Annotated in this window: 26 protein-coding genes, 1 tRNA gene and 1 pseudogene; all 28 read left to right on the top strand. The window is 42.4% G+C overall.

From position 1 onward, the window contains the following. Positions 1–26 precede the first annotated feature (26 nt). Positions 27–215 carry a Cro/CI family transcriptional regulator gene (locus AY605_RS08085; RefSeq protein WP_064095905.1) on the top strand — a complete coding sequence of 63 codons (189 nt, stop codon included), beginning with the start codon at positions 27–29 and terminating at the stop codon, positions 213–215. 51 nt (positions 216–266) lie between these two features. Continuing rightward, positions 267–731 carry a phage regulatory CII family protein gene (locus AY605_RS08090; RefSeq protein ID WP_064095906.1) on the top strand — a complete coding sequence of 155 codons (465 nt, stop codon included), beginning with the start codon at positions 267–269 and terminating at the stop codon, positions 729–731. 15 nt (positions 732–746) lie between these two features. Next, the gene (locus tag AY605_RS08095) at positions 747–977 is read left to right on the top strand and encodes a hypothetical protein (protein ID WP_155857664.1); all 231 of its coding nucleotides are present in this window, start codon (positions 747–749) and stop codon (positions 975–977) included. A gap of 1 nt (position 978) precedes the next feature. After that, entirely contained in the window at positions 979–1,926 is a 948-nt protein-coding gene (locus AY605_RS08100; protein WP_064095908.1) for a helix-turn-helix domain-containing protein, read from the top strand. Then, on the top strand, positions 1,923–2,183 hold the full coding sequence (locus AY605_RS08105; RefSeq protein WP_064095909.1) for a hypothetical protein: 261 nt from the start codon (positions 1,923–1,925) through the stop codon (positions 2,181–2,183). Before AY605_RS08100 ends, AY605_RS08105 begins: the two co-directional genes overlap by 4 nt. Continuing rightward, the gene (locus tag AY605_RS08110; RefSeq protein WP_064095910.1) at positions 2,180–2,596 is read left to right on the top strand and encodes a DUF559 domain-containing protein; all 417 of its coding nucleotides are present in this window, start codon (positions 2,180–2,182) and stop codon (positions 2,594–2,596) included. Before AY605_RS08105 ends, AY605_RS08110 begins: the two co-directional genes overlap by 4 nt. Then, the gene (locus AY605_RS08115; protein ID WP_064095911.1) at positions 2,593–3,033 is read left to right on the top strand and encodes a hypothetical protein; all 441 of its coding nucleotides are present in this window, start codon (positions 2,593–2,595) and stop codon (positions 3,031–3,033) included. The genes AY605_RS08110 and AY605_RS08115 overlap by 4 nt, the downstream gene beginning before the upstream one ends. A 144-nt stretch (positions 3,034–3,177) precedes the next feature. After that, entirely contained in the window at positions 3,178–3,465 is a 288-nt protein-coding gene (locus AY605_RS14895) for a hypothetical protein (RefSeq protein WP_081406355.1), read from the top strand. Between the two features lie 94 nt (positions 3,466–3,559). After that, positions 3,560–3,636, top strand: a tRNA-Met gene (locus AY605_RS08120). A gap of 793 nt (positions 3,637–4,429) precedes the next feature. Then, positions 4,430–4,603, top strand: coding sequence for a hypothetical protein (locus AY605_RS15090; protein WP_171254939.1), 174 nt, complete (start codon positions 4,430–4,432; stop codon positions 4,601–4,603). Beyond that, positions 4,596–4,814, top strand: coding sequence for a hypothetical protein (locus AY605_RS15260; protein WP_081406356.1), 219 nt, complete (start codon positions 4,596–4,598; stop codon positions 4,812–4,814). Before AY605_RS15090 ends, AY605_RS15260 begins: the two co-directional genes overlap by 8 nt. Before the next feature lie 77 nt (positions 4,815–4,891). Continuing rightward, positions 4,892–5,122 carry a hypothetical protein gene (locus AY605_RS08125; protein WP_064095912.1) on the top strand — a complete coding sequence of 77 codons (231 nt, stop codon included), beginning with the start codon at positions 4,892–4,894 and terminating at the stop codon, positions 5,120–5,122. Positions 5,123–5,161: 39 nt separating this feature from the next. After that, complete coding sequence (locus AY605_RS08130) at positions 5,162–5,608, top strand: hypothetical protein (protein ID WP_064095913.1); 447 nt, start codon at positions 5,162–5,164, stop codon at positions 5,606–5,608. Beyond that, positions 5,559–6,200, top strand: coding sequence for a putative metallopeptidase (locus AY605_RS08135; RefSeq protein ID WP_064095914.1), 642 nt, complete (start codon positions 5,559–5,561; stop codon positions 6,198–6,200). The genes AY605_RS08130 and AY605_RS08135 overlap by 50 nt, the downstream gene beginning before the upstream one ends. Before the next feature lie 45 nt (positions 6,201–6,245). Further along, on the top strand, positions 6,246–6,713 hold the full coding sequence (locus AY605_RS08140) for a DUF2280 domain-containing protein (protein ID WP_064095915.1): 468 nt from the start codon (positions 6,246–6,248) through the stop codon (positions 6,711–6,713). Continuing rightward, a complete protein-coding gene (terL, locus tag AY605_RS08145; RefSeq protein WP_064095916.1) occupies positions 6,714–8,249 on the top strand; it encodes a phage terminase large subunit in 1,536 nt (511 codons plus the stop codon). A 9-nt stretch (positions 8,250–8,258) separates the two neighbouring features. Then, entirely contained in the window at positions 8,259–9,743 is a 1,485-nt protein-coding gene (locus tag AY605_RS08150; RefSeq protein WP_064095917.1) for a phage portal protein family protein, read from the top strand. A gap of 3 nt (positions 9,744–9,746) precedes the next feature. Beyond that, the gene (locus AY605_RS08155) at positions 9,747–10,952 is read left to right on the top strand and encodes a phage minor head protein (protein WP_064095918.1); all 1,206 of its coding nucleotides are present in this window, start codon (positions 9,747–9,749) and stop codon (positions 10,950–10,952) included. A 44-nt stretch (positions 10,953–10,996) separates the two neighbouring features. Next, entirely contained in the window at positions 10,997–11,614 is a 618-nt protein-coding gene (locus AY605_RS08160; RefSeq protein WP_064095919.1) for a hypothetical protein, read from the top strand. 56 nt (positions 11,615–11,670) lie between these two features. Continuing rightward, positions 11,671–12,633 carry a hypothetical protein gene (locus AY605_RS08165; protein WP_064095920.1) on the top strand — a complete coding sequence of 321 codons (963 nt, stop codon included), beginning with the start codon at positions 11,671–11,673 and terminating at the stop codon, positions 12,631–12,633. 3 nt (positions 12,634–12,636) lie between these two features. After that, a complete protein-coding gene (locus AY605_RS08170; RefSeq protein WP_064095921.1) occupies positions 12,637–13,011 on the top strand; it encodes a hypothetical protein in 375 nt (124 codons plus the stop codon). A 5-nt stretch (positions 13,012–13,016) separates the two neighbouring features. Then, positions 13,017–14,096 (top strand): major capsid protein, encoded by a 1,080-nt coding sequence (locus AY605_RS08175; RefSeq protein WP_064095922.1) that lies wholly within the window; start codon positions 13,017–13,019, stop codon positions 14,094–14,096. 10 nt (positions 14,097–14,106) lie between these two features. Continuing rightward, entirely contained in the window at positions 14,107–14,445 is a 339-nt protein-coding gene (locus tag AY605_RS08180; protein ID WP_064095923.1) for a hypothetical protein, read from the top strand. Between the two features lie 7 nt (positions 14,446–14,452). Further along, the gene (locus AY605_RS08185) at positions 14,453–14,893 is read left to right on the top strand and encodes a gp436 family protein (protein ID WP_064095924.1); all 441 of its coding nucleotides are present in this window, start codon (positions 14,453–14,455) and stop codon (positions 14,891–14,893) included. Positions 14,894–14,900: 7 nt separating this feature from the next. Beyond that, positions 14,901–15,414, top strand: a pseudogene (locus AY605_RS08190) (phage virion morphogenesis protein). After that, on the top strand, positions 15,389–15,811 hold the full coding sequence (locus AY605_RS08195; protein ID WP_064095925.1) for a hypothetical protein: 423 nt from the start codon (positions 15,389–15,391) through the stop codon (positions 15,809–15,811). Before AY605_RS08190 ends, AY605_RS08195 begins: the two are co-directional and overlap by 26 nt. 9 nt (positions 15,812–15,820) lie before the next feature. After that, positions 15,821–16,003 (top strand): hypothetical protein, encoded by a 183-nt coding sequence (locus tag AY605_RS08200; protein WP_064095926.1) that lies wholly within the window; start codon positions 15,821–15,823, stop codon positions 16,001–16,003. Beyond that, positions 15,996–16,739 carry a hypothetical protein gene (locus AY605_RS08205; protein ID WP_064095927.1) on the top strand — a complete coding sequence of 248 codons (744 nt, stop codon included), beginning with the start codon at positions 15,996–15,998 and terminating at the stop codon, positions 16,737–16,739. Before AY605_RS08200 ends, AY605_RS08205 begins: the two co-directional genes overlap by 8 nt. Positions 16,740–16,852 lie beyond the last annotated feature (113 nt).

Below are 16,852 nucleotides of genomic sequence, written 5' to 3' on the forward strand. Positions count from 1 at the left end.
ACAATTGGTTTATTAAGGTAAACAATATGACCGTAGATGACGTTAAGGATCATTACGGAGCTGAGAGTGATGCGGATTTAGCACGAATTTTAAAAAAAACTCGTGGAGCAATTAGCAAATGGCGCTCTTACGGAATCCCAGCATCAACCCAAGCAATCCTCCAGATCCAGACCAAAGGCAAGTTAAAGGCAAATTTAGAAGCTTTAACTGCTTAAACCAATTATGGGGAAGTTGGTTAAACAAAAATACGTTCGAAGGAATATCACATGAACATTCTAGATGCTGCATATAACACAGTTCACAACTATCCAGGGGGTGCAGCGGCATTAGCTCCGCGTATAGGGATAAAAAGCCAGGCTGTACTAAACAGCAAAGTAAATCCAAACACAGACACCCACCACTTAACGCTTGCCGAGGCATCAAAGCTGATGGCTATGACTGGTGATTATCAGATTTTGCAGTCGCTAAATTCTGAGCATGGAAAGATTTCAATTGATCTTCCTGAAATCCCTGAATGCCGTGACATGGTGCTTACGGACAAGGTGCTTTGTATTGGTATGAAGGGTGGTGATGTGATGAGCTTATTTCGCGAAATCATGGCAGATGGCCGTATTACGCAAGGTGAAGTGCAAGACATGTCAAAGGTGATTCACCAGATGCATGTTGCATTGGCTGAGCTGGATAAACAAATCCAAGCTTGTATTGATAATGCAGAAACAGAAAAAGCCTGATTTCGTGGATCAGGCTTGTTCGATTCATTAATCATGGAACCAATGAATATGAAATCAAATTTAGCACAACACCAAGATTCTTTCAAATGTGAAGCAACTATAACCGATCAAGTGAAGCAATGCCTGCTTGAGAAAATTGAAGCGCGTGAATTTGCACTTGGCTTGGCTCCTGATACTGCATATGTCAAACCACTTGGTTTGAACAGAGTGAAGGCTAAAGCCGGCGAAAATAGGGACGGGGAATGATATGAGCTTAGATGCTTCAAACTGGGCTTGGAGAGTGGAACTGAGCGAAAAGAAAGGTGGGTGTCGCATACCACTGAAACGCCTCATTCTGCTTTCATTAGCTGATCGTGCCGGTGAAGATCATTGCTGCTACCCGAGTATGCAACGTCTGGAAAAAGACACAGGCCTTGAACGTAAAACCGTACTGAAGATCATTGCTGAGCTTTTGGAAGACGAGTTGATTGCAGATACAGGTGAGCGCAAAGGCTCTACAAAACGTGTAAAGGTCTATCGATTGATTGGAGTGAATGGCCGGGAAAGAGTGCCAAAAACGGAACTATTACAGGATAAAAATTTGTCTGAAATAGTACCGGAAACGGAACAGTACCAAAAACGGAATGATTCCGTTAACGGGACTTTGAATAGTGCCAATAACGGGACTTTGAATAGTGCCGTTAACGGGACACAGAATCTCCCAATGAATCTCCCATTAGAATCTAAAAATAAAAAAGGGTGGCTTTGCTTTAAAAACCTTCGTGAAGAAATATTTTTGGCAGATCCCGATTTGGATTTTGAGATGCTCATGAATTCAACCTGGGCTGAACGAGAGAAACGAGCATTCGAAATCTACAACGCTGAAAAGAATCTTTGTGATGAACTCATGAATTTCCATTTCGCAGACTGGCTGATCAATGCCTATCGAACCAAGTATTCAAAAATCGGTGCAGACGCAAATGCAAAATCTTCTGCAGAACCAAAATGCCTGACTGAAAAACAGATTCAAACCTTTGCTCAGAAACTTGCAAACCATCCGGAGTTCGCAGGCAAGTATGCAGAACCTGGTGAGTCCTATGAAAAACTTGCTGCTCGTATTGCAGTGAAACTCGAGAAACCTGAACAAGCCAAGAAATGGGAAAGCTACCTGAAACAGGTTGGATTTAACGGTGTGCTAAGAGGAGATGCAGCTTGACTGAAGCAGATCGAACCTACATGCACCTGATGATCTTCAAGATTCTGTCATCCACCAAAGGGCGTGTATCTGTAAAACAGATCCATAAAGCGATTGAACCCAATATGAGAATTTCCATCCGAAGTTTGCAACGGTATTTGAATGGACTGGTGACTTGGGGCTTGGTTGCCAAAGATGGGGAAACACCACAGGGATTCACATTAACGGCAACAGCAAAATTACTCTTCTTGGATTTAGCAAAGGGAATTGAGCATTGAAAGCTTATTCAATCGCTGAATACAAGAAAATGGTGAAAGCCACCAGACCAAAAGGGCGTTCCAAGCGCCCTAAGGTTAAAAGTGAAAAGGTACCGAATGAGTTTGAAGCGAAGCTGGCCAGAGAATTAAAAGTTCTGAGAATTGAGTTCCAGCAAGAATTTGAGTTTCACCAGGTACGAAAGTGGCGGGCAGATTTCCATCTGATAGGTAAGAAGATATTGGTTGAGGTTGAAGGTGGTATTTGGATACAGGGAGGCGGGAGACACACCAGAGCCAAAGGGTATTTAGGGGATATGGAAAAGTATAACGCAGCAACAATGATGGGTTTTCAGGTAATACGGTTTAGTACGGATCAAGTGAAGTCAGGTCACGCGATTCAGCAGATAGAGAAGATGGTAGGGGATTTGGGATGAATGCAGCGGTGAAATCAGAAGTAATGGATTGGGCGAAATTTACTGTTGAAGAGTGGCTTAAGCAGTATGGGGCATACATCCAGATATCACGTATGAAGTCAGGTAATGAACCAGATTCCCTAAGAGTCAATCAGATCTACTGGCTGATCTGTGAAAATAACAAAGGGATTGCACCACGTAAGGATCAAGTCATTTGTCAAATTAATGATTTTGAAGCTGAACAGGTGAGGAAGTTGATTGTAGATTTTAATAAGTCGAGTTCGGTTTGTGAGTCAGGTAAGCGTGCGGTTCAATTGTTTGTAGAGCGTAATGTACGTGGACTATCTGACCGCAGAATGGAAGATGAGTTTAAATTGGGTCGAAATGTTCTGCGAAATATGATCTATGCGGGTAAGTTTTACTTGGCTGGACATGATAAGCGATTAAGAATCGAATAGTATTTGACTGGCATGCCACGATATGGCATATTTCGTTTATAGTGCACGAAGTATGTAAGTTGCACAGTTAAGAAGCTCGCCAAATGGCGAGCTTTTTTAATATTGTAGATGGTATAGTGGGTTACTAATTTAGTAATTTGTTTTATGTCAGATTTTTATAAATACCGATACACTCAAATAAGTATATTTGGCTCATTACCAACCCACAAAGTACTTGTAAGTAACGTTTCTAATAAAGCAAAATTGGTATTTGCCGATAATACTTTTATATATGGCTCAATTTCTGATTGGAGGTTACGTAATTCAGATTTTGATTCTCGAGCATCAACATGGTTAGAAGAGCCAACGGCTTTTTTAGAAGATGAGAGAAGAAGATTGAAGCTTTATCAGGCTTCTCATCTATTGTTTAAGACTGAAACCAATATGGGTTAAGAGGCTTGATTAATCTAATTCCCTCTGTAAGCGATTATATTTCTAATAACATTTGCTTTGATGCTGCTTATGACGTATAAAGCTAACTCGTTGATGCGGGATGGAGCAGTCTGGTAGCTCGTCGGGCTCATAACCCGAAGGTCGTTGGTTCAAATCCAGCTCCCGCTACCAACGAAAAGATTCAAAGTTTATAAACCAGTCTCTCTAGACTGGTTTTTTTTATAGTCACTTTATTAATTCATAAGACAACTAAATTTAAGGACTCACAGAAATGTGGGTTTTTTTGTGCAATTTGATGTGTTAAATTAGATTTAAGGCGGTAACTGCCGATGTGGGTCAGTCGCTCAAGTTCATCTTGTGCCACTCCCGCCGTTGGAAATGTTACTATGAAGAAGCTCATCGAAAGGTGGGCTTTTTTATTGCTTAAAATTTATTACATGAAAAGAAAAGAAGCCTAAAACCAACACTAAAAAACAGATTCTAAATCTTATCTATACTTTATTGTGGAAGGCTCGGTGCTATATTAGCTCTGCGCCACCAAGAAGACGCATGTAATACGAAGACACTGTTTATTGTTTACATCACGAGCCCGTTTATTTAACAAAGGTAAGCGGGCTTCTTATTATAAGATTATAAGGAGAAAGATATGCTCCGATTTATATTCTGTTTTTTTTCTCTACATGGCGTGACTGAGATAAGCGACGACAAGAAAGAATATCAAGTCTGTTTAAAAGAGTTTGAGCAGTAGTTGATCAACCAAAACGTCATATCATCATACTGAAATATTTGAGTAATATCTTTGCTCTGCAAATAAAAATGAAGATATAGCGCAAATCTAGTCTGCTTAATTTGGGAGAGTTAAGCAGGCTTTTTTATTCCTAAATCACCGGACGTATTACGGTACATAAGACCTCGCCTAGATAACGAACTTGGCGGGGTTTTTCTTTTCTTATTGGTGGTATCCATGACAGACAAAGTACAAGCTAAACAAGACTTAGAATTTTGCAGTGCTGAGTTGTCTAAGTATCAGAACCTCACTCGATCTGGTTTGACACGTAATGAGCTGCTGGCAATCGATGGCATCATGATTAAGTTGAAAGAGCGTATTAGGAATTTGCGCTTTGCATTGTATGCGTAATACAAAGCGACTCGCAGCAATCAGAAAGCTGCTATGCATCAGGTGCGGTAATCCACACAGTCAAGCTGCTCATTCAAATAGTGTCAAGCATGGCAAGGGTAAAGGTATTAAAGCAGATGATTCGTTTACAGTGTCGTTATGCTATTCCTGTCATTTTCAGTTCGATACGCTCCAATTGGATAACTGGATAGAAAGTGAGGCAATGTTTTAACAAAGGTTATTGAAGACTCAGCGGATGTTGGTGATTAAAGATGATATTATATTTTGCTTTCACTTAAGCAGAAGAAGATGGCTAAGAAGAAAGTAAACCCCAAATGGTTTAGACATGAAGCATTACATACTACGAGTGTTGCTGTTGAATTTGTGAATGACCACCTTGCCAATCATCAATATTATCATCAAAAAATAAATCCTAAGTTTAACAAAAAGATTGATGATGCTCTTGAGGCACTAATGGAGGCATATCAGCTATGCAATCAAGAAAATGAAGTTAAAAAGAAAATGAAAACTAATCATTAACCAAGCCACCTTAGGGTGGTTTTTTAATGTGTGCAGATTATGGATCCAAAACTCTATAAACGCTTAACAGCGAAAGGCCCAGTTAAGAATAAACCTCGTAATAGGCCACTACCTAAAGCTGGTGAGAAATACCTAGAAGTCTTCAAACGATTGAAAGAGATCCTTGATCGGATGGAAATCAAGTATGAAGAATACTTTCATTTTAAAAGTACGAAGCATTGGCGTTTCGATCTACACCTTATTGAATATCGAATGCTGATTGAAATTGTTGGTGGTCCTTGGTCAGGTGGAAGAAAAGGCAAACTTGCTACAAAATCCTGGAGCATAGATCGTTATGACCATGCTGAAGAAATGGGTTATCGCTATCAACGTTTTGAAGCCAATGATATCAACATGGGGCGTGCTACTAAGTGGCTTAGAAATTTAAAGGCATCTTATGGAACAGTTCAGACCATTCCCACCGAGCGATCTGATCGATCAGGCTGAGGAAGAGGAAGCTATTCGCTTGGCACCTGCGCCAGAGCTTAAAGAATGGGTCGTTAATAATTGGCTCACTCTTGGTGGTCAGCTGCATAACCCGGATCATGACCATATTGCTGAATTACTGCATGACAATGAAGAGTTTCTTGCATTCGCCTGGGCTTCATCTGCCGCCGTAGCAAAAAAACGTATGGTACTGGGTCAATGTGAAAAGGTCATGTTTAACCAGGGCGGCTGGAAGAAAGCACGTCAGGAACAACAGATGCGAGATTGGTTTGGATTTGTACCTCAATACTTAATCACTGTAGATGCTACTTATTGCGAACAAGCCTCAGATCGTGAGTTCTGCCGCTTGATTGAACATGAACTGTATCACATCGGTGTAGAGCGTGATGCTGATGGTGAAATCATTTCTAGCGATATGACAGGGCTGCCTAAGCATTATCTAGCTGGCCATGATGTAGAAGTGTTCTTTGGTGAGACCAAACGGTGGGGTGCAGATGAATCTGTAAAACGACTTCTGGAAATTGCCAAGAATGCGCCGTTTGTATCTGAAACGAATATTGCAGCATGTTGTGGGAACTGTGTTATCGGCTAATTTTTTTGCCCACTTTCCTTGACGTACCTTGACGGATGGAGAGAGATGGCATCACTAAATAAAAAGCAAAAATACTTTATTGTACGGTCACTTGCAGTATTTAATACCCCTCAAGAAACTGTAATGCTCGTCAAGGAAGAATTTGACTTAGAGGTCTCCAGACAGCAAGTTGAAACCTATGACCCAACTAAGCGAGCTGGTAAAGATTTAAGTACTGAATTGAAATCTGAATTTGAAGTTGCTCGTAAAGAATTTTTAGATACCCCTCAGAACATTCCAATAGCGAATTTGTCTGTTCGTTTACAGCGTTTAGAAAATCAATATCAAAAGCATGGCAAGAATCGAGTAGCTGCATTAAGTATCTTGAAGCAGGCTGCCGAAGATATGGGTGGTAAATATACCAATCGTCAAGAGATTACTGGTAAGGACGGCGAAGCATTACAGACCACCGTCGTTCATGCTACTCAGGAACAAGTTGAAGCTGCAGTAAAGAAGGCCCAAGAGGAATATTAAATGGATCTGCAAACACAGGTTGAAAAGAAGCTGTGTGAAGATGAGCATTTATATTTCACCCGGCGATTCTTTAAGCCCCGTATGGGTTTTAAATTTACGGTGAACTGGCACCATGTTTACATCTCATGGATTATTGATCAGGTCATTGCTGGTGAGATTGCGAACGTCGTTATCAACGTTCCACCAGGTGCGGGTAAAACTGAACTGACCACCAACCTGATTCCACGCGGCTTAGCCTTAAATGCCCGTTCCCGGTTTCTGTATTTGTCATTCTCCCAATCATTGGTTGAGGGAGTATCAGATACGGCGCGTGACATCGTGAAGTCGAAAGACTATCGCCAAATGTGGGATTTGACAGTATCCAACAGTACTGATTCAAAGAAAGAATGGAAGATTACGGTTGAGGACTATGACGTTGGCCATGTCTATGTGGCTTCCATGGGTGGGCAGGTCACAGGACGGCGGGCAGGGACACTGGCGGATGATGGCTTTACTGGCTGTATCATCATTGATGACCCGTTAAAGCCCGAAGATGCTTTCAGTAAGATCAAGCGGGATGCCGCGAATCGTAAGTTACTGAACACGGTGAACTCACGTAAAGCCAAGTCTGATACACCTATTATCATGATCATGCAGCGCCTTCACACTGAGGATCCAACCAATTTCGTCATGACAGGCAATTTACCTGGTGAATGGACCCAAATATCTATCCCGGCACTGATTGATGATAAGTACATTTCAACGCTACCAGAACATATTCAAAAGCTAGTGCCGCGAGATAGCGAGCGTGATGAGCATGGTCGCCAAAGTTACTGGCCAAAGAAAGAATCACTGCAATCCTTACTGCAGCTAGAAAAGGGCGGTAAGGACAAAGAAGGTGCCACAGTATCCCGCTATACATTCTCAAGTCAGTACATGCAGCAACCTAAGAAATTAGGCGGTGACCTGATTAAGTCTGAATGGTTTGGATTCTATAAAGAGTACCCAGAACTTCAATGGCGCGCTGTCCTTGTAGATACGGCGCAGAAAACCAAAGAGCACAATGATTACTCAGTATTCCTGCTTGTAGGCATGGGTATAGATGGCAAGTTGTACTTACTGGATCTCTTACGCGGCAAATGGGAAGCACCAGAATTAAATCGTCAAGCTAAAGCATTTTTAGATAAGCACAAGGAATACACCTGGCACACCAAGCCTATTCGCTACATGAAAGTAGAGGATAAAGCGTCAGGTACCCAGTTGATCCAGACACTAGGAACTTACTCCGGTGTCGCCGTCATACCAGTACAGCGTAATACAGACAAGCTATCCCGGTTTATGGATGTGCAGGTCCATCTTGAAGCGAATTACAAGGATAAGCCTGAAGATCGTTTTGTGATGGTACCTAAAGATGCTCACTGGGTTGGTGAATTCTTTGAAGAGTGTGAGGCATTCAATGCTGCATTTACCCACGATCATGACGACCAGGTGGATACGCTCATTGATGCGATTGAAGACGCAGTAATTGCGATTAATTACAGCCCTCCGGCTGCATAAGGTTGAGTTATGTCTAAGAAAAGAAAGAAGCCTGAGAATGCAAAACCTGAAGCTGGTGCTTTGTATTCTCATGAGGCAGAACAGGCTTTAATCAGCTATCTCACAAAAATGCCAGACGGCGATGAAGTACTTCGAAAAGCTGGTGTTACACGTCCACGATTGAAAGTTATGATGTATGACGATGAGATTTATCAGGCCGTAGAAAAACGCCAGGATAAACTTGAGAGTGCGCCGTGGCGAATAGAGCCGATAGACCGCCCAGAGTCAAAAATCATCATGGAGCATTTGCGCGAATGGTGGTCTGAGATTCTGCTGGGTACCCAGAATGCCCGCTGGTATGGGTATTCAGTTTTAGAAGCGATTTACAGTAAGCCTGAAGAGCCATGTATGCATATCGAAGGTAATACCATTACGCCGTTTATAGGCTTTAAGTGGATTGGTGAAAAGCCAATGCAATGGTATGAGCCTAAGAATGATGGTCGCCTTATTTTATTGGAAAACTACAATACGGCTAGGAAAGATCAAGAAGTTGATCAGCGGTTTAAGCATTTCCTAACGCGCTGTAAACCTACTTTTGAAAATCCTTATGGTGAAGCGCTCCTAAGCCGTTTGTATTGGGTCTGGTTCTTCAAAACTTCAGGGTTTAAATTCTGGGCCAAGTTTGTTGAAAAGTTTGGTTTGCCAATGCTGGTTGGTAAAACAGCAGGTAAAACGACTGATATGCGTGATGCATTGCTTAGAGCTCATGCTAGTTCAGTGATTGCGTTAAGTGGTACAGATTCGGTTGAAATTCAAACTGCCAATACTAATGGCAATGCATCCCAGACATTTGAAGTCTTTGATAAGAATTTGGAGCGCCGTATTCAAAAAGTCATCCTTGGCCAGACTCTCACATCTGGTACTGATGGCTCTGGATCTCGTGCCTTGGGTGATGTGCATCTTGAGGTTCAAAACTCAAAGTATAAAGCCGATGTCCGGATGATCATGCCAACGATCCAGGCAATTATTAATGCGCTATGCGATATCAATGGTTGGGAACGTCACCGGGTCATCATTGGTGAAGAGAAGTCACTGGAAGAACCTAAAGCAGATCGTGATGTGAAGTTGAAAAATGCTGGTGCAGTCTTAACGCCGCAATACTTTAAGCGAGAGTACGGATTAGAAGAGGGTGATGTAATTGAGCAGGTTCAAACAGGTTTTAATCAGTTCACCGCTTTACCACGTCAGGCATTTAGCTTTAAAGCATCAGTAAACAAGCTTTCACCAGAACAGCAGGAAGTTGAAGAATTGACTGATGGCCAAGATGAATTGCAGTTATTGAAACCGGATCAGGTCAAGGAATTGGTATTTAAGTCCGATAGCCCTGAAAGTTTGGCTTATAACCTGATGCAATTGATACCTGGTGCAACTCAAACACAGTTCACAGCCAATCTAGATCAGGCTTTGTATGCTGCAGATGTGTTGGGGTATGTGACAGCTCAAAATGGGAAGTAAGCTATGCAACCAGTCACATTCCTTGAGGCGCTTCGATTTGCTCACAATAAAAAGATCGTGCTACCTGATGAATTTTATTCAATGGATCTAAAGACCCGGCAGATGGCAACCACGGTTAGCTTTCTATCGAGTCTTGAGCAGATTGAGAATGTCATCAAGGCAGTGAATAAATCTATTGCTGACGGCGGTACCTTTAAAGATTTTCAGAAGCTGATTGAAGAATCTGAAATCATTCTGCCAAAGCACTACCTGGATAATGTGTTTCGTACCAATATCCAAAACGCTTACGGTCATGGCCGATGGCAACAACAGCAAAGAAATAAGGCCAAGCGACAATATCTAATGTATTCGGCTATCAATGATAGCCGGGTGCGTCCGAGTCACTTAGCTTTAAACCGGATTGTGTTACCAATTGATCATCCGTTTTGGCTAACACATTACCCGCCGTTGGGCTTTCGTTGCCGATGCACCGTGATTGCCTTAACAGAGAAGCAAGCATTGAAATACGGTATCACACCAGATGATAAGTTACCTGAGGTAGCTGAAGCCTTAGATTGGAGTTCACATCCTTTGCAGTTTGGTGAACTTGAATCACTGGTGGATAAAAAGATCAGTGCCTCAAGTCTGGATAAGGAATATCTCCTCGAACAGAAAGAGGTCATCAGGGCAGAATGGACGGCGAGTAAAAAGCTCACCAGTCTGTTTGCTCCTATGGATGATAAAGCTCGGGATCTATTCGATACGGTGGCCAATACGGTAATTCCACTAGATCCAAGTATTCGGCCAAGTGCGATTCGTACCTTCTTGGACTATGTGCAAGGAAATGATGCTGCACTGACCAGCTACTTAAACTCTGCTACAAGCTCTCTGGCTGATGATGTGCTTAAACGCTGGATTAGTACTGATATAGCAGCTATTCAGGCGGTGGCAGGCAATACGGCTTCTACCGTAATAGGTACTGCAACTCTTCAGCAGGTAGCGGCTTATCAGATCGGGCAGACAGTTCAATTTAATGCGCCGTTGCTGATGGCTGATATAGCCTCAGATATCGTGATTAAGATTGAGAATGCTAAAGGGCTCGGTATTGATCTAGACATGTTAAATGCTGGCAACGGCGTTTTGATATCGATGGGATTATCTTTTGAGGTGGTCTCGATAGAAGTGGTTGAAGGTCAGATGGTTTATACATTAAAAGCTTTAAAGATTTAGCTTTCTGGATTAGATTAAATAAAAAATAAATCACTTAATTTCTTATGGAAACAATCTTAAAAGTAGTAACTGTTCTGGGGTCAATTCTAGTTCCATTGCTTGTGGCATATTTAAATGCAAAAAACTCAATGGGGAGGCATCCAAAAGATGAGTTTCAACATGCGATACTGATAGCGGAAAAATTTGAAGAAACTATTGATTCCAGCCAATCACATTTAGTTAAAGACCGAATTGCTCAACAATTATTTGAAACTAAGAGAATAACTTTTTTAGAAGCTAAGTATTTTTATCAATACAGTGATATGGACTTGTGGGTAAAAAAGTATATTCGGATGAAAGATAAGTTGAAGTTAATTCGAGATGATAAGGGAGAAATATCTGCAATTGAATTCCCATATTCTAAATTGAAAGCAGGTCTATTTACCGCCGGATATTTTGTATTTGCTCTATTAGCATTAACACCTTTTATTTTCATTAACTCTTATTTCCAGTATTTAGAAAGTAGTCTCGAAGCAAGACAGTATTTAATTATATTTAACTTAATTGTTTGGCCTGTGATGTCATTTCTTTTAGCAATATTCCTCTTGTTGGAAGGTGCTAATTATAAGGAGACAAAGCGTTTTATGACTGATTTGAAAAATAAAGCGATTAAACCAAATTAACTTTTAAAATTGTAAAACCGCTCCTTATGGGGCGGTTTTTTTATGGAGCATGAAAAATGCCAGATCCAAATGAAGAGCGGCTGAAGTATTTATTTAATGCTTCAGCGATTGAGGTACCGAAAGCTGAAGAAGGGCAGAAGCGGAAATTTAAAGGCACTGCTTATGCGGGTGGCCGTGTAGATGGTCATTGGTATTGGGGGCGTTCTGGTGTCGTTTTTGATCTTGATGGGATCGAGATTGATAAGCCAACAGCCTTGCTTGAAGAACACTTCGGCTCAAGTCGAATTGGTGTTGTTCAAGCCGTAGATACAAACGGAAAGATCGATGTATCTGGTGATTTCCTCACAAATGCTAAGGCACAGGAGATTGTTCAAGACTCTGATGATGGTTTCCCGTTCCAGATGTCGATGATGATTGATCCGGGATCGATTGAAGAAGTGTCTCAAGGCAAGACAGTCACTGTGAATGGTCAGTCGTTTGAAGGCCCAATCACCATCTTTCGTCAAAACCGTATTCGTGAATTTACGATCTGCTCTACAGGTGCTGATCGCAATACATCAATTAAAGCCTTCTCGGGCAAAGTCAATCCAAACCCAACCAAAGAGGACACCAACGTGACCGAATTAGAAAAAGCACAACAGGCCAAAGAGCAGGCAGAGCGTGAACGTGATGATGCCCTGACTGAACTTAAGCAATTCAAAGCGCAAAAGCGTGCTGATGAAATTACAGCTTTAGAAACTGAGCTGAAAACGCAATTCAGTGCTGAAGATAAAACGGCTTATACCAATATGGATGATTCAGTTTTTACCTTCGCGGCTAAACAGCTTCGCCAATTCTCGGCAAGTAATACACAGCCACCAGCTGGACAACAGCAACAGCCTGTACCGGCGGTAAATCCAGCATTTGCCCACCTGTTTAGTCATCAGGCAAACCCAGGGCAAGGTGGTCAGTCAAATCACAATGACACTCACAAATTCACTTCTGGTGCACAAGCATTTGCAGAACAAAAGGGGAAATAATTCATGGCTATTCATTATGTACCGCCTATTTCGGTCACTTCAAAACGGCTGATCCTGGACAATGAAAAGTTACGTCGTGCCAATGCCAAGGTGCCAACCGCCACAGCATTTAAATACGGTGATCTATTAACACTGTCAGATACCAATGTGTTGTCTCATGCTACTGATGAAAAAACATGGGATGTGATCTGTGGCCAGGATGTCACAGCAGCTGAAGCTACGATTAAGGCCGCTGACGGAATTGAAATCCCGGTGTATTACGGCGGGGTGTTCAGTATCGAAGCTGTCTCACTTAATGGAACTTTGCTCACCACTGCTCAATACGATGCAGCGCGTGCACAGGCAACTAAAAACAAAATCGAACTTTCTAAGGTGTAATTAACATGCCACAGTCTTTTAATCTTGAGGGCACTCCGCTCGAACTGCTTGATGTAGGTGAACTCGCACTGATTCACTCGAATTACCGTCCGATGGATACCTGGCTTTTAGACAAGCTTTTCCCAAATCGCCCGTTATTTACCCGTGATGATGTGCCACTGGCTGAAGTATCTGCCGAACATGATCTGGCACCACTGGTATCACCGCAACAGCCTGGTAAGCCATTTGATACCACCCAATCTGGTGAAGTACGTCATGTGAAACCGGCTTACTACAAGCCAAAGAATCAGGTCACTCCGGCCGAAACTTTTGAAATCGCATTGCTGGAACGTTTACGTACCGCAGGCATCATCTCTACTGGCAATCAGCGACTGTCTGAGCAAGAGCAAATGATCATTGCTCAAATCTCGGTAATGAAGCGCAACCACGATGCAATTGATAACTCAGTCCTGATGATGGCGATTGATTTACTAAAGAATGGTAAATATGCGCTTCATTCAGATGATTATGAATACAACCTGGTAGATTACCGTCGTGATGCATCTTTGACATTTACGCCATTAACCAAGTGGAATGAAGCGGGTGCCAAGCCGGTAACGGATATCCGTACCATGCTTGGACGTCAATTGGCAGCTGATGGTGGTGAAGCTAAGCTGTCTGTTATGTCTGGCTTGGTTTGGGCAGCTCTCTGGAATAATGAAGAGTTCAAAAAAGAATTTATCACGCCGTATGCCGGTATTTCTGTTCCAGTGAATCCAAGTTTTAGTGTAAAAGAGTCAGCAACCTTCAAAGGTACTTTTGATGGAATCGAATTCTGGGTATATGACGCAACCTACCGCAACAAAGGTCAAGTGAAGCGCTTTATTCCTAAAGATTACTTCTCATTGATCTCCGATACCAATGGTTCGGTTGCTCACTGTAAGATTAAAAACATGTTGGCCAACGGCGTTGCTCAGCAATACTTTGACCGCCAGTGGTACTGTGAGGATCCAAGCGGCATCATGCTGATGACCGAATCTGCTCCACTAGTTGTGCCGTCTAACAAGAACGGTGTCGTTGGTGGTACTGGCTTTATCACTCTATAAGGAGCAAGACATGCCAAAGTACACAGCAAAACAGTCCATCGGGCATTTTATGCCAGGTGATGAAATCAAAGGGCTTGAAGCTAAACAACTTCAGGCCCTTTTAGCATCTGGGGCTATTGAAGAATATCAAGAGCCGGAAGAACCCAAAGCAGATGGTACCGCCGCACGTTTGGCTGAACTTGAAAAGGCTAATACTGAGCTGACAATCACAAATAAAACCTTAGGAGACGACAAGGCTAAGGCTGATCAGGAAATTGCTGAGCTAAAAGCCAAGGTGGCTGAACTGGAAAAGGCCAAGCCTGCTATAAAACCTAAAGCAGACCCAAAGCCTGCTGACGAAACCAAATAGGTGATCTATGTATGCGACTGAAGCAGATTTGGTCGCACGGTTCGGTGATGAGATTGGAAGTCTAAAAACAATGCTTCCTTCTCAGTCCTCAGTAACTGATGCAATCCAGGATGCAACAGAGGAAATTAACGGTCACATTGGTGGTCGTTATCCTTTGCCGCTTCCTAATGTGCCGAGTAATTTGAAGCGCATGGCGTGTGATATTGCACGCTATCGTCTTTACTTCCAGCAGCCAACAGAAGAAGTTCGACAGCGCTATGAGGATGCGATTGCATTCTTAAAGCGTGTGGCTGACAACAAAGCACATTTGCAGATCCAGCTTCCTGAAACAAACCAGATCGTGGACGATCAACCCAAAGGCAGACCATCAACAGCACCCATCGGAACAAGTTATACCGGTGGCGTATTTGGTGATGCCACTTTAGACATGATGCCCAGCATGAAGTGAGGTATTTATGGCTTTTGCAATAACTATTCAGGCTGACAGTTCACCAATAGAAGCGATACTTAAGCAATTAGGTAGCTTTGATTCGCTGAAGAACCAGTTGTTTGGTGAGATTGGTGCTGGGCTTGTGAATAGTATTCAGCATCGATTTTTAACCGGTACTGGTGTGGATGGTAACCCATGGAAGGTTTCATGGAGAGCCAAACTGCAAGGACGTAATGGTGTGGGCGTTGGTGAAACATTGCGCGATACTGGCCGCCTAATGAATTCCTACACACAATGTTCTTTCAAGCGGTGTGGAGGTGGGTACAGATGTTGCGTACGCACCTCATTTGCATTACGGCGCAACCATCCTGCCCAAGAATGGCCAATACATTACCTTTGCAGTGGGTGGGCAGTATCGAAAGGTTAAGCAATCCATTATTCCATCTCGAACACAGTTAGGGATCAATGCAGAAGATGAAGCCATGGTTTTAGATATTGTGGGGAGTTTTATAGATGAGCACTTTCTTCGCGGTACGTGATGAGATTGCAGAAAAGCTGAAAGAGATTCCAGAATTTCTAAAGATCTATACGCCGTTGAATTCAGTCAGCGTAACAGAGATGTCACAAGTCACGCCGTCAGCACATGTCAATTTTGTCCGTATCGATAAAAAAGCCAGTGCAGGTCGTGGAAGTGTTAATCAGATCGGTCAGCAATGGGCGGTCACGGTGGCCTGTCGCAATGCTCAATCTCAGATGACTGATGGTCGGGCGGTAAGTGATGAAGCAGGACTATTAACAGAGAAAGTAATTCAGTTGCTTTCAGGCTGGCAGCCTCAAGCATCACGTACAGCATTAGAGTTTATTTCAGTTCGAGATGGGTATAGTCCAGGCTTTGCATATATCACGATTATCTTTGAATCACAAAAATTCATTTAGGAGCCAGTCATGGCAAAACAATACAAAGCATTACAGCCTGTCGGTCGCTTTCAAAAAGGCGATGTCGTTGGTGGGCTGGATGATGCACAAATCCAAGATTTATTGCAGCGCGGAGTGATTGTAGAAGTAAAGCAAGCACAAAAAGCTACAGCAACAACTAAAACAGAAAAAGAGGTGAAAGCAGATGTCTAATAAACCAGATTTAATCTCGCTTCAAGGTCAGCTATTTTTAGCAAAAATGATCAATGGCCAACCTTCTGCACTTTTACCAATTGGTAATACGCCAGAGCTTCAATTACAGATCAGTTCTGAAACAACAGATCACTATGAATCGAAGACCGGATTGCGTGCTAAAGATGCAGTGTTGCGCAAGCAAACGGGCGTAAAAATCAGCGGCACACTGGAAGAAGTCACTAAAGAAAATCTTGCAATGGTGTTGAGCGGGAAAACAATAGAAATTCCTGAATCAACAGTTCCAGAGTCAATCATTGGCGCAGTTAAGGCTGGTGAAATGATTGACCTCGGAATTCGCAATTTATCTGATGTTGAGTTTAAAGGGCCATCAGACGCAGCAATTACTGCAGATAAATACATTTTGGATTCAGTATTTGGTACGGTTATTTTTAGTGAAGCCATTACTGATGTGAAATGGACAGGAAAATCTGGAGCTATCACCCGGACCACAGTTGCTACAAATTTGGGGGAGGAATACCGTTTTTTCTTCAAAGGCGTGGACACTTATCAGGGTGATAAAATCGCAGTTACACTTTGGCGTCTTGAGCTTTCCCCAGATACGGAGTTTGATTTGATTCATGAAGATTTTGCAAGTTACAGTATTGAAGGTGAATGCTTGGCTGATATCACGAAAGCGCATGATACTGAACTTAGTATCTTTGGTCATATTGAGCGTTTTAAGGTAGCAGCATAACCCACACAGGCACAAAGAATTCCACGGCGCATTAGCGTCTTTTTTTGTGCCTATTATTTGTGAAATTTTCATTAGAACTCAAGAAAATTAAGAGTGCATATTTAGTAGTTTTT

It is taken from the genome of Acinetobacter sp. SFD, from assembly GCF_001647575.1.
In the GTDB taxonomy this organism is placed as follows: Bacteria; Pseudomonadota; Gammaproteobacteria; order Pseudomonadales; family Moraxellaceae; genus Acinetobacter; species Acinetobacter pecorum.

Bases quoted from the DNA above. Each gene is read 5' to 3' on its own strand.
- AY605_RS08185 (WP_064095924.1), top strand. From the start codon at position 14,453: ATGTATGCGACTGAAGCAGATTTGGTCGCACGGTTCGGTGATGAGATT.
- AY605_RS08170 (WP_064095921.1), top strand. From the start codon at position 12,637: ATGGCTATTCATTATGTACCGCCTATTTCGGTCACTTCAAAACGGCTG.
- AY605_RS08130 (WP_064095913.1), top strand. From the start codon at position 5,162: ATGGATCCAAAACTCTATAAACGCTTAACAGCGAAAGGCCCAGTTAAG.
- AY605_RS15090 (WP_171254939.1), top strand. From the start codon at position 4,430: ATGACAGACAAAGTACAAGCTAAACAAGACTTAGAATTTTGCAGTGCT.
- AY605_RS08115 (WP_064095911.1), top strand. From the start codon at position 2,593: ATGAATGCAGCGGTGAAATCAGAAGTAATGGATTGGGCGAAATTTACT.
- AY605_RS08160 (WP_064095919.1), top strand. From the start codon at position 10,997: ATGGAAACAATCTTAAAAGTAGTAACTGTTCTGGGGTCAATTCTAGTT.
- AY605_RS08125 (WP_064095912.1), top strand. From the start codon at position 4,892: ATGGCTAAGAAGAAAGTAAACCCCAAATGGTTTAGACATGAAGCATTA.
- AY605_RS15260 (WP_081406356.1), top strand. From the start codon at position 4,596: ATGCGTAATACAAAGCGACTCGCAGCAATCAGAAAGCTGCTATGCATC.
- AY605_RS08090 (WP_064095906.1), top strand. From the start codon at position 267: ATGAACATTCTAGATGCTGCATATAACACAGTTCACAACTATCCAGGG.
- terL (WP_064095916.1), top strand. From the start codon at position 6,714: ATGGATCTGCAAACACAGGTTGAAAAGAAGCTGTGTGAAGATGAGCAT.
- AY605_RS08200 (WP_064095926.1), top strand. From the start codon at position 15,821: ATGGCAAAACAATACAAAGCATTACAGCCTGTCGGTCGCTTTCAAAAA.
- AY605_RS08175 (WP_064095922.1), top strand. From the start codon at position 13,017: ATGCCACAGTCTTTTAATCTTGAGGGCACTCCGCTCGAACTGCTTGAT.
- AY605_RS08085 (WP_064095905.1), top strand. From the start codon at position 27: ATGACCGTAGATGACGTTAAGGATCATTACGGAGCTGAGAGTGATGCG.
- AY605_RS08150 (WP_064095917.1), top strand. From the start codon at position 8,259: ATGTCTAAGAAAAGAAAGAAGCCTGAGAATGCAAAACCTGAAGCTGGT.
- AY605_RS08135 (WP_064095914.1), top strand. From the start codon at position 5,559: ATGGAACAGTTCAGACCATTCCCACCGAGCGATCTGATCGATCAGGCT.
- AY605_RS08165 (WP_064095920.1), top strand. From the start codon at position 11,671: ATGCCAGATCCAAATGAAGAGCGGCTGAAGTATTTATTTAATGCTTCA.
- AY605_RS08195 (WP_064095925.1), top strand. From the start codon at position 15,389: ATGAGCACTTTCTTCGCGGTACGTGATGAGATTGCAGAAAAGCTGAAA.
- AY605_RS08180 (WP_064095923.1), top strand. From the start codon at position 14,107: ATGCCAAAGTACACAGCAAAACAGTCCATCGGGCATTTTATGCCAGGT.
- AY605_RS08205 (WP_064095927.1), top strand. From the start codon at position 15,996: ATGTCTAATAAACCAGATTTAATCTCGCTTCAAGGTCAGCTATTTTTA.
- AY605_RS14895 (WP_081406355.1), top strand. From the start codon at position 3,178: ATGTCAGATTTTTATAAATACCGATACACTCAAATAAGTATATTTGGC.
- AY605_RS08155 (WP_064095918.1), top strand. From the start codon at position 9,747: ATGCAACCAGTCACATTCCTTGAGGCGCTTCGATTTGCTCACAATAAA.
- AY605_RS08100 (WP_064095908.1), top strand. From the start codon at position 979: ATGAGCTTAGATGCTTCAAACTGGGCTTGGAGAGTGGAACTGAGCGAA.
- AY605_RS08140 (WP_064095915.1), top strand. From the start codon at position 6,246: ATGGCATCACTAAATAAAAAGCAAAAATACTTTATTGTACGGTCACTT.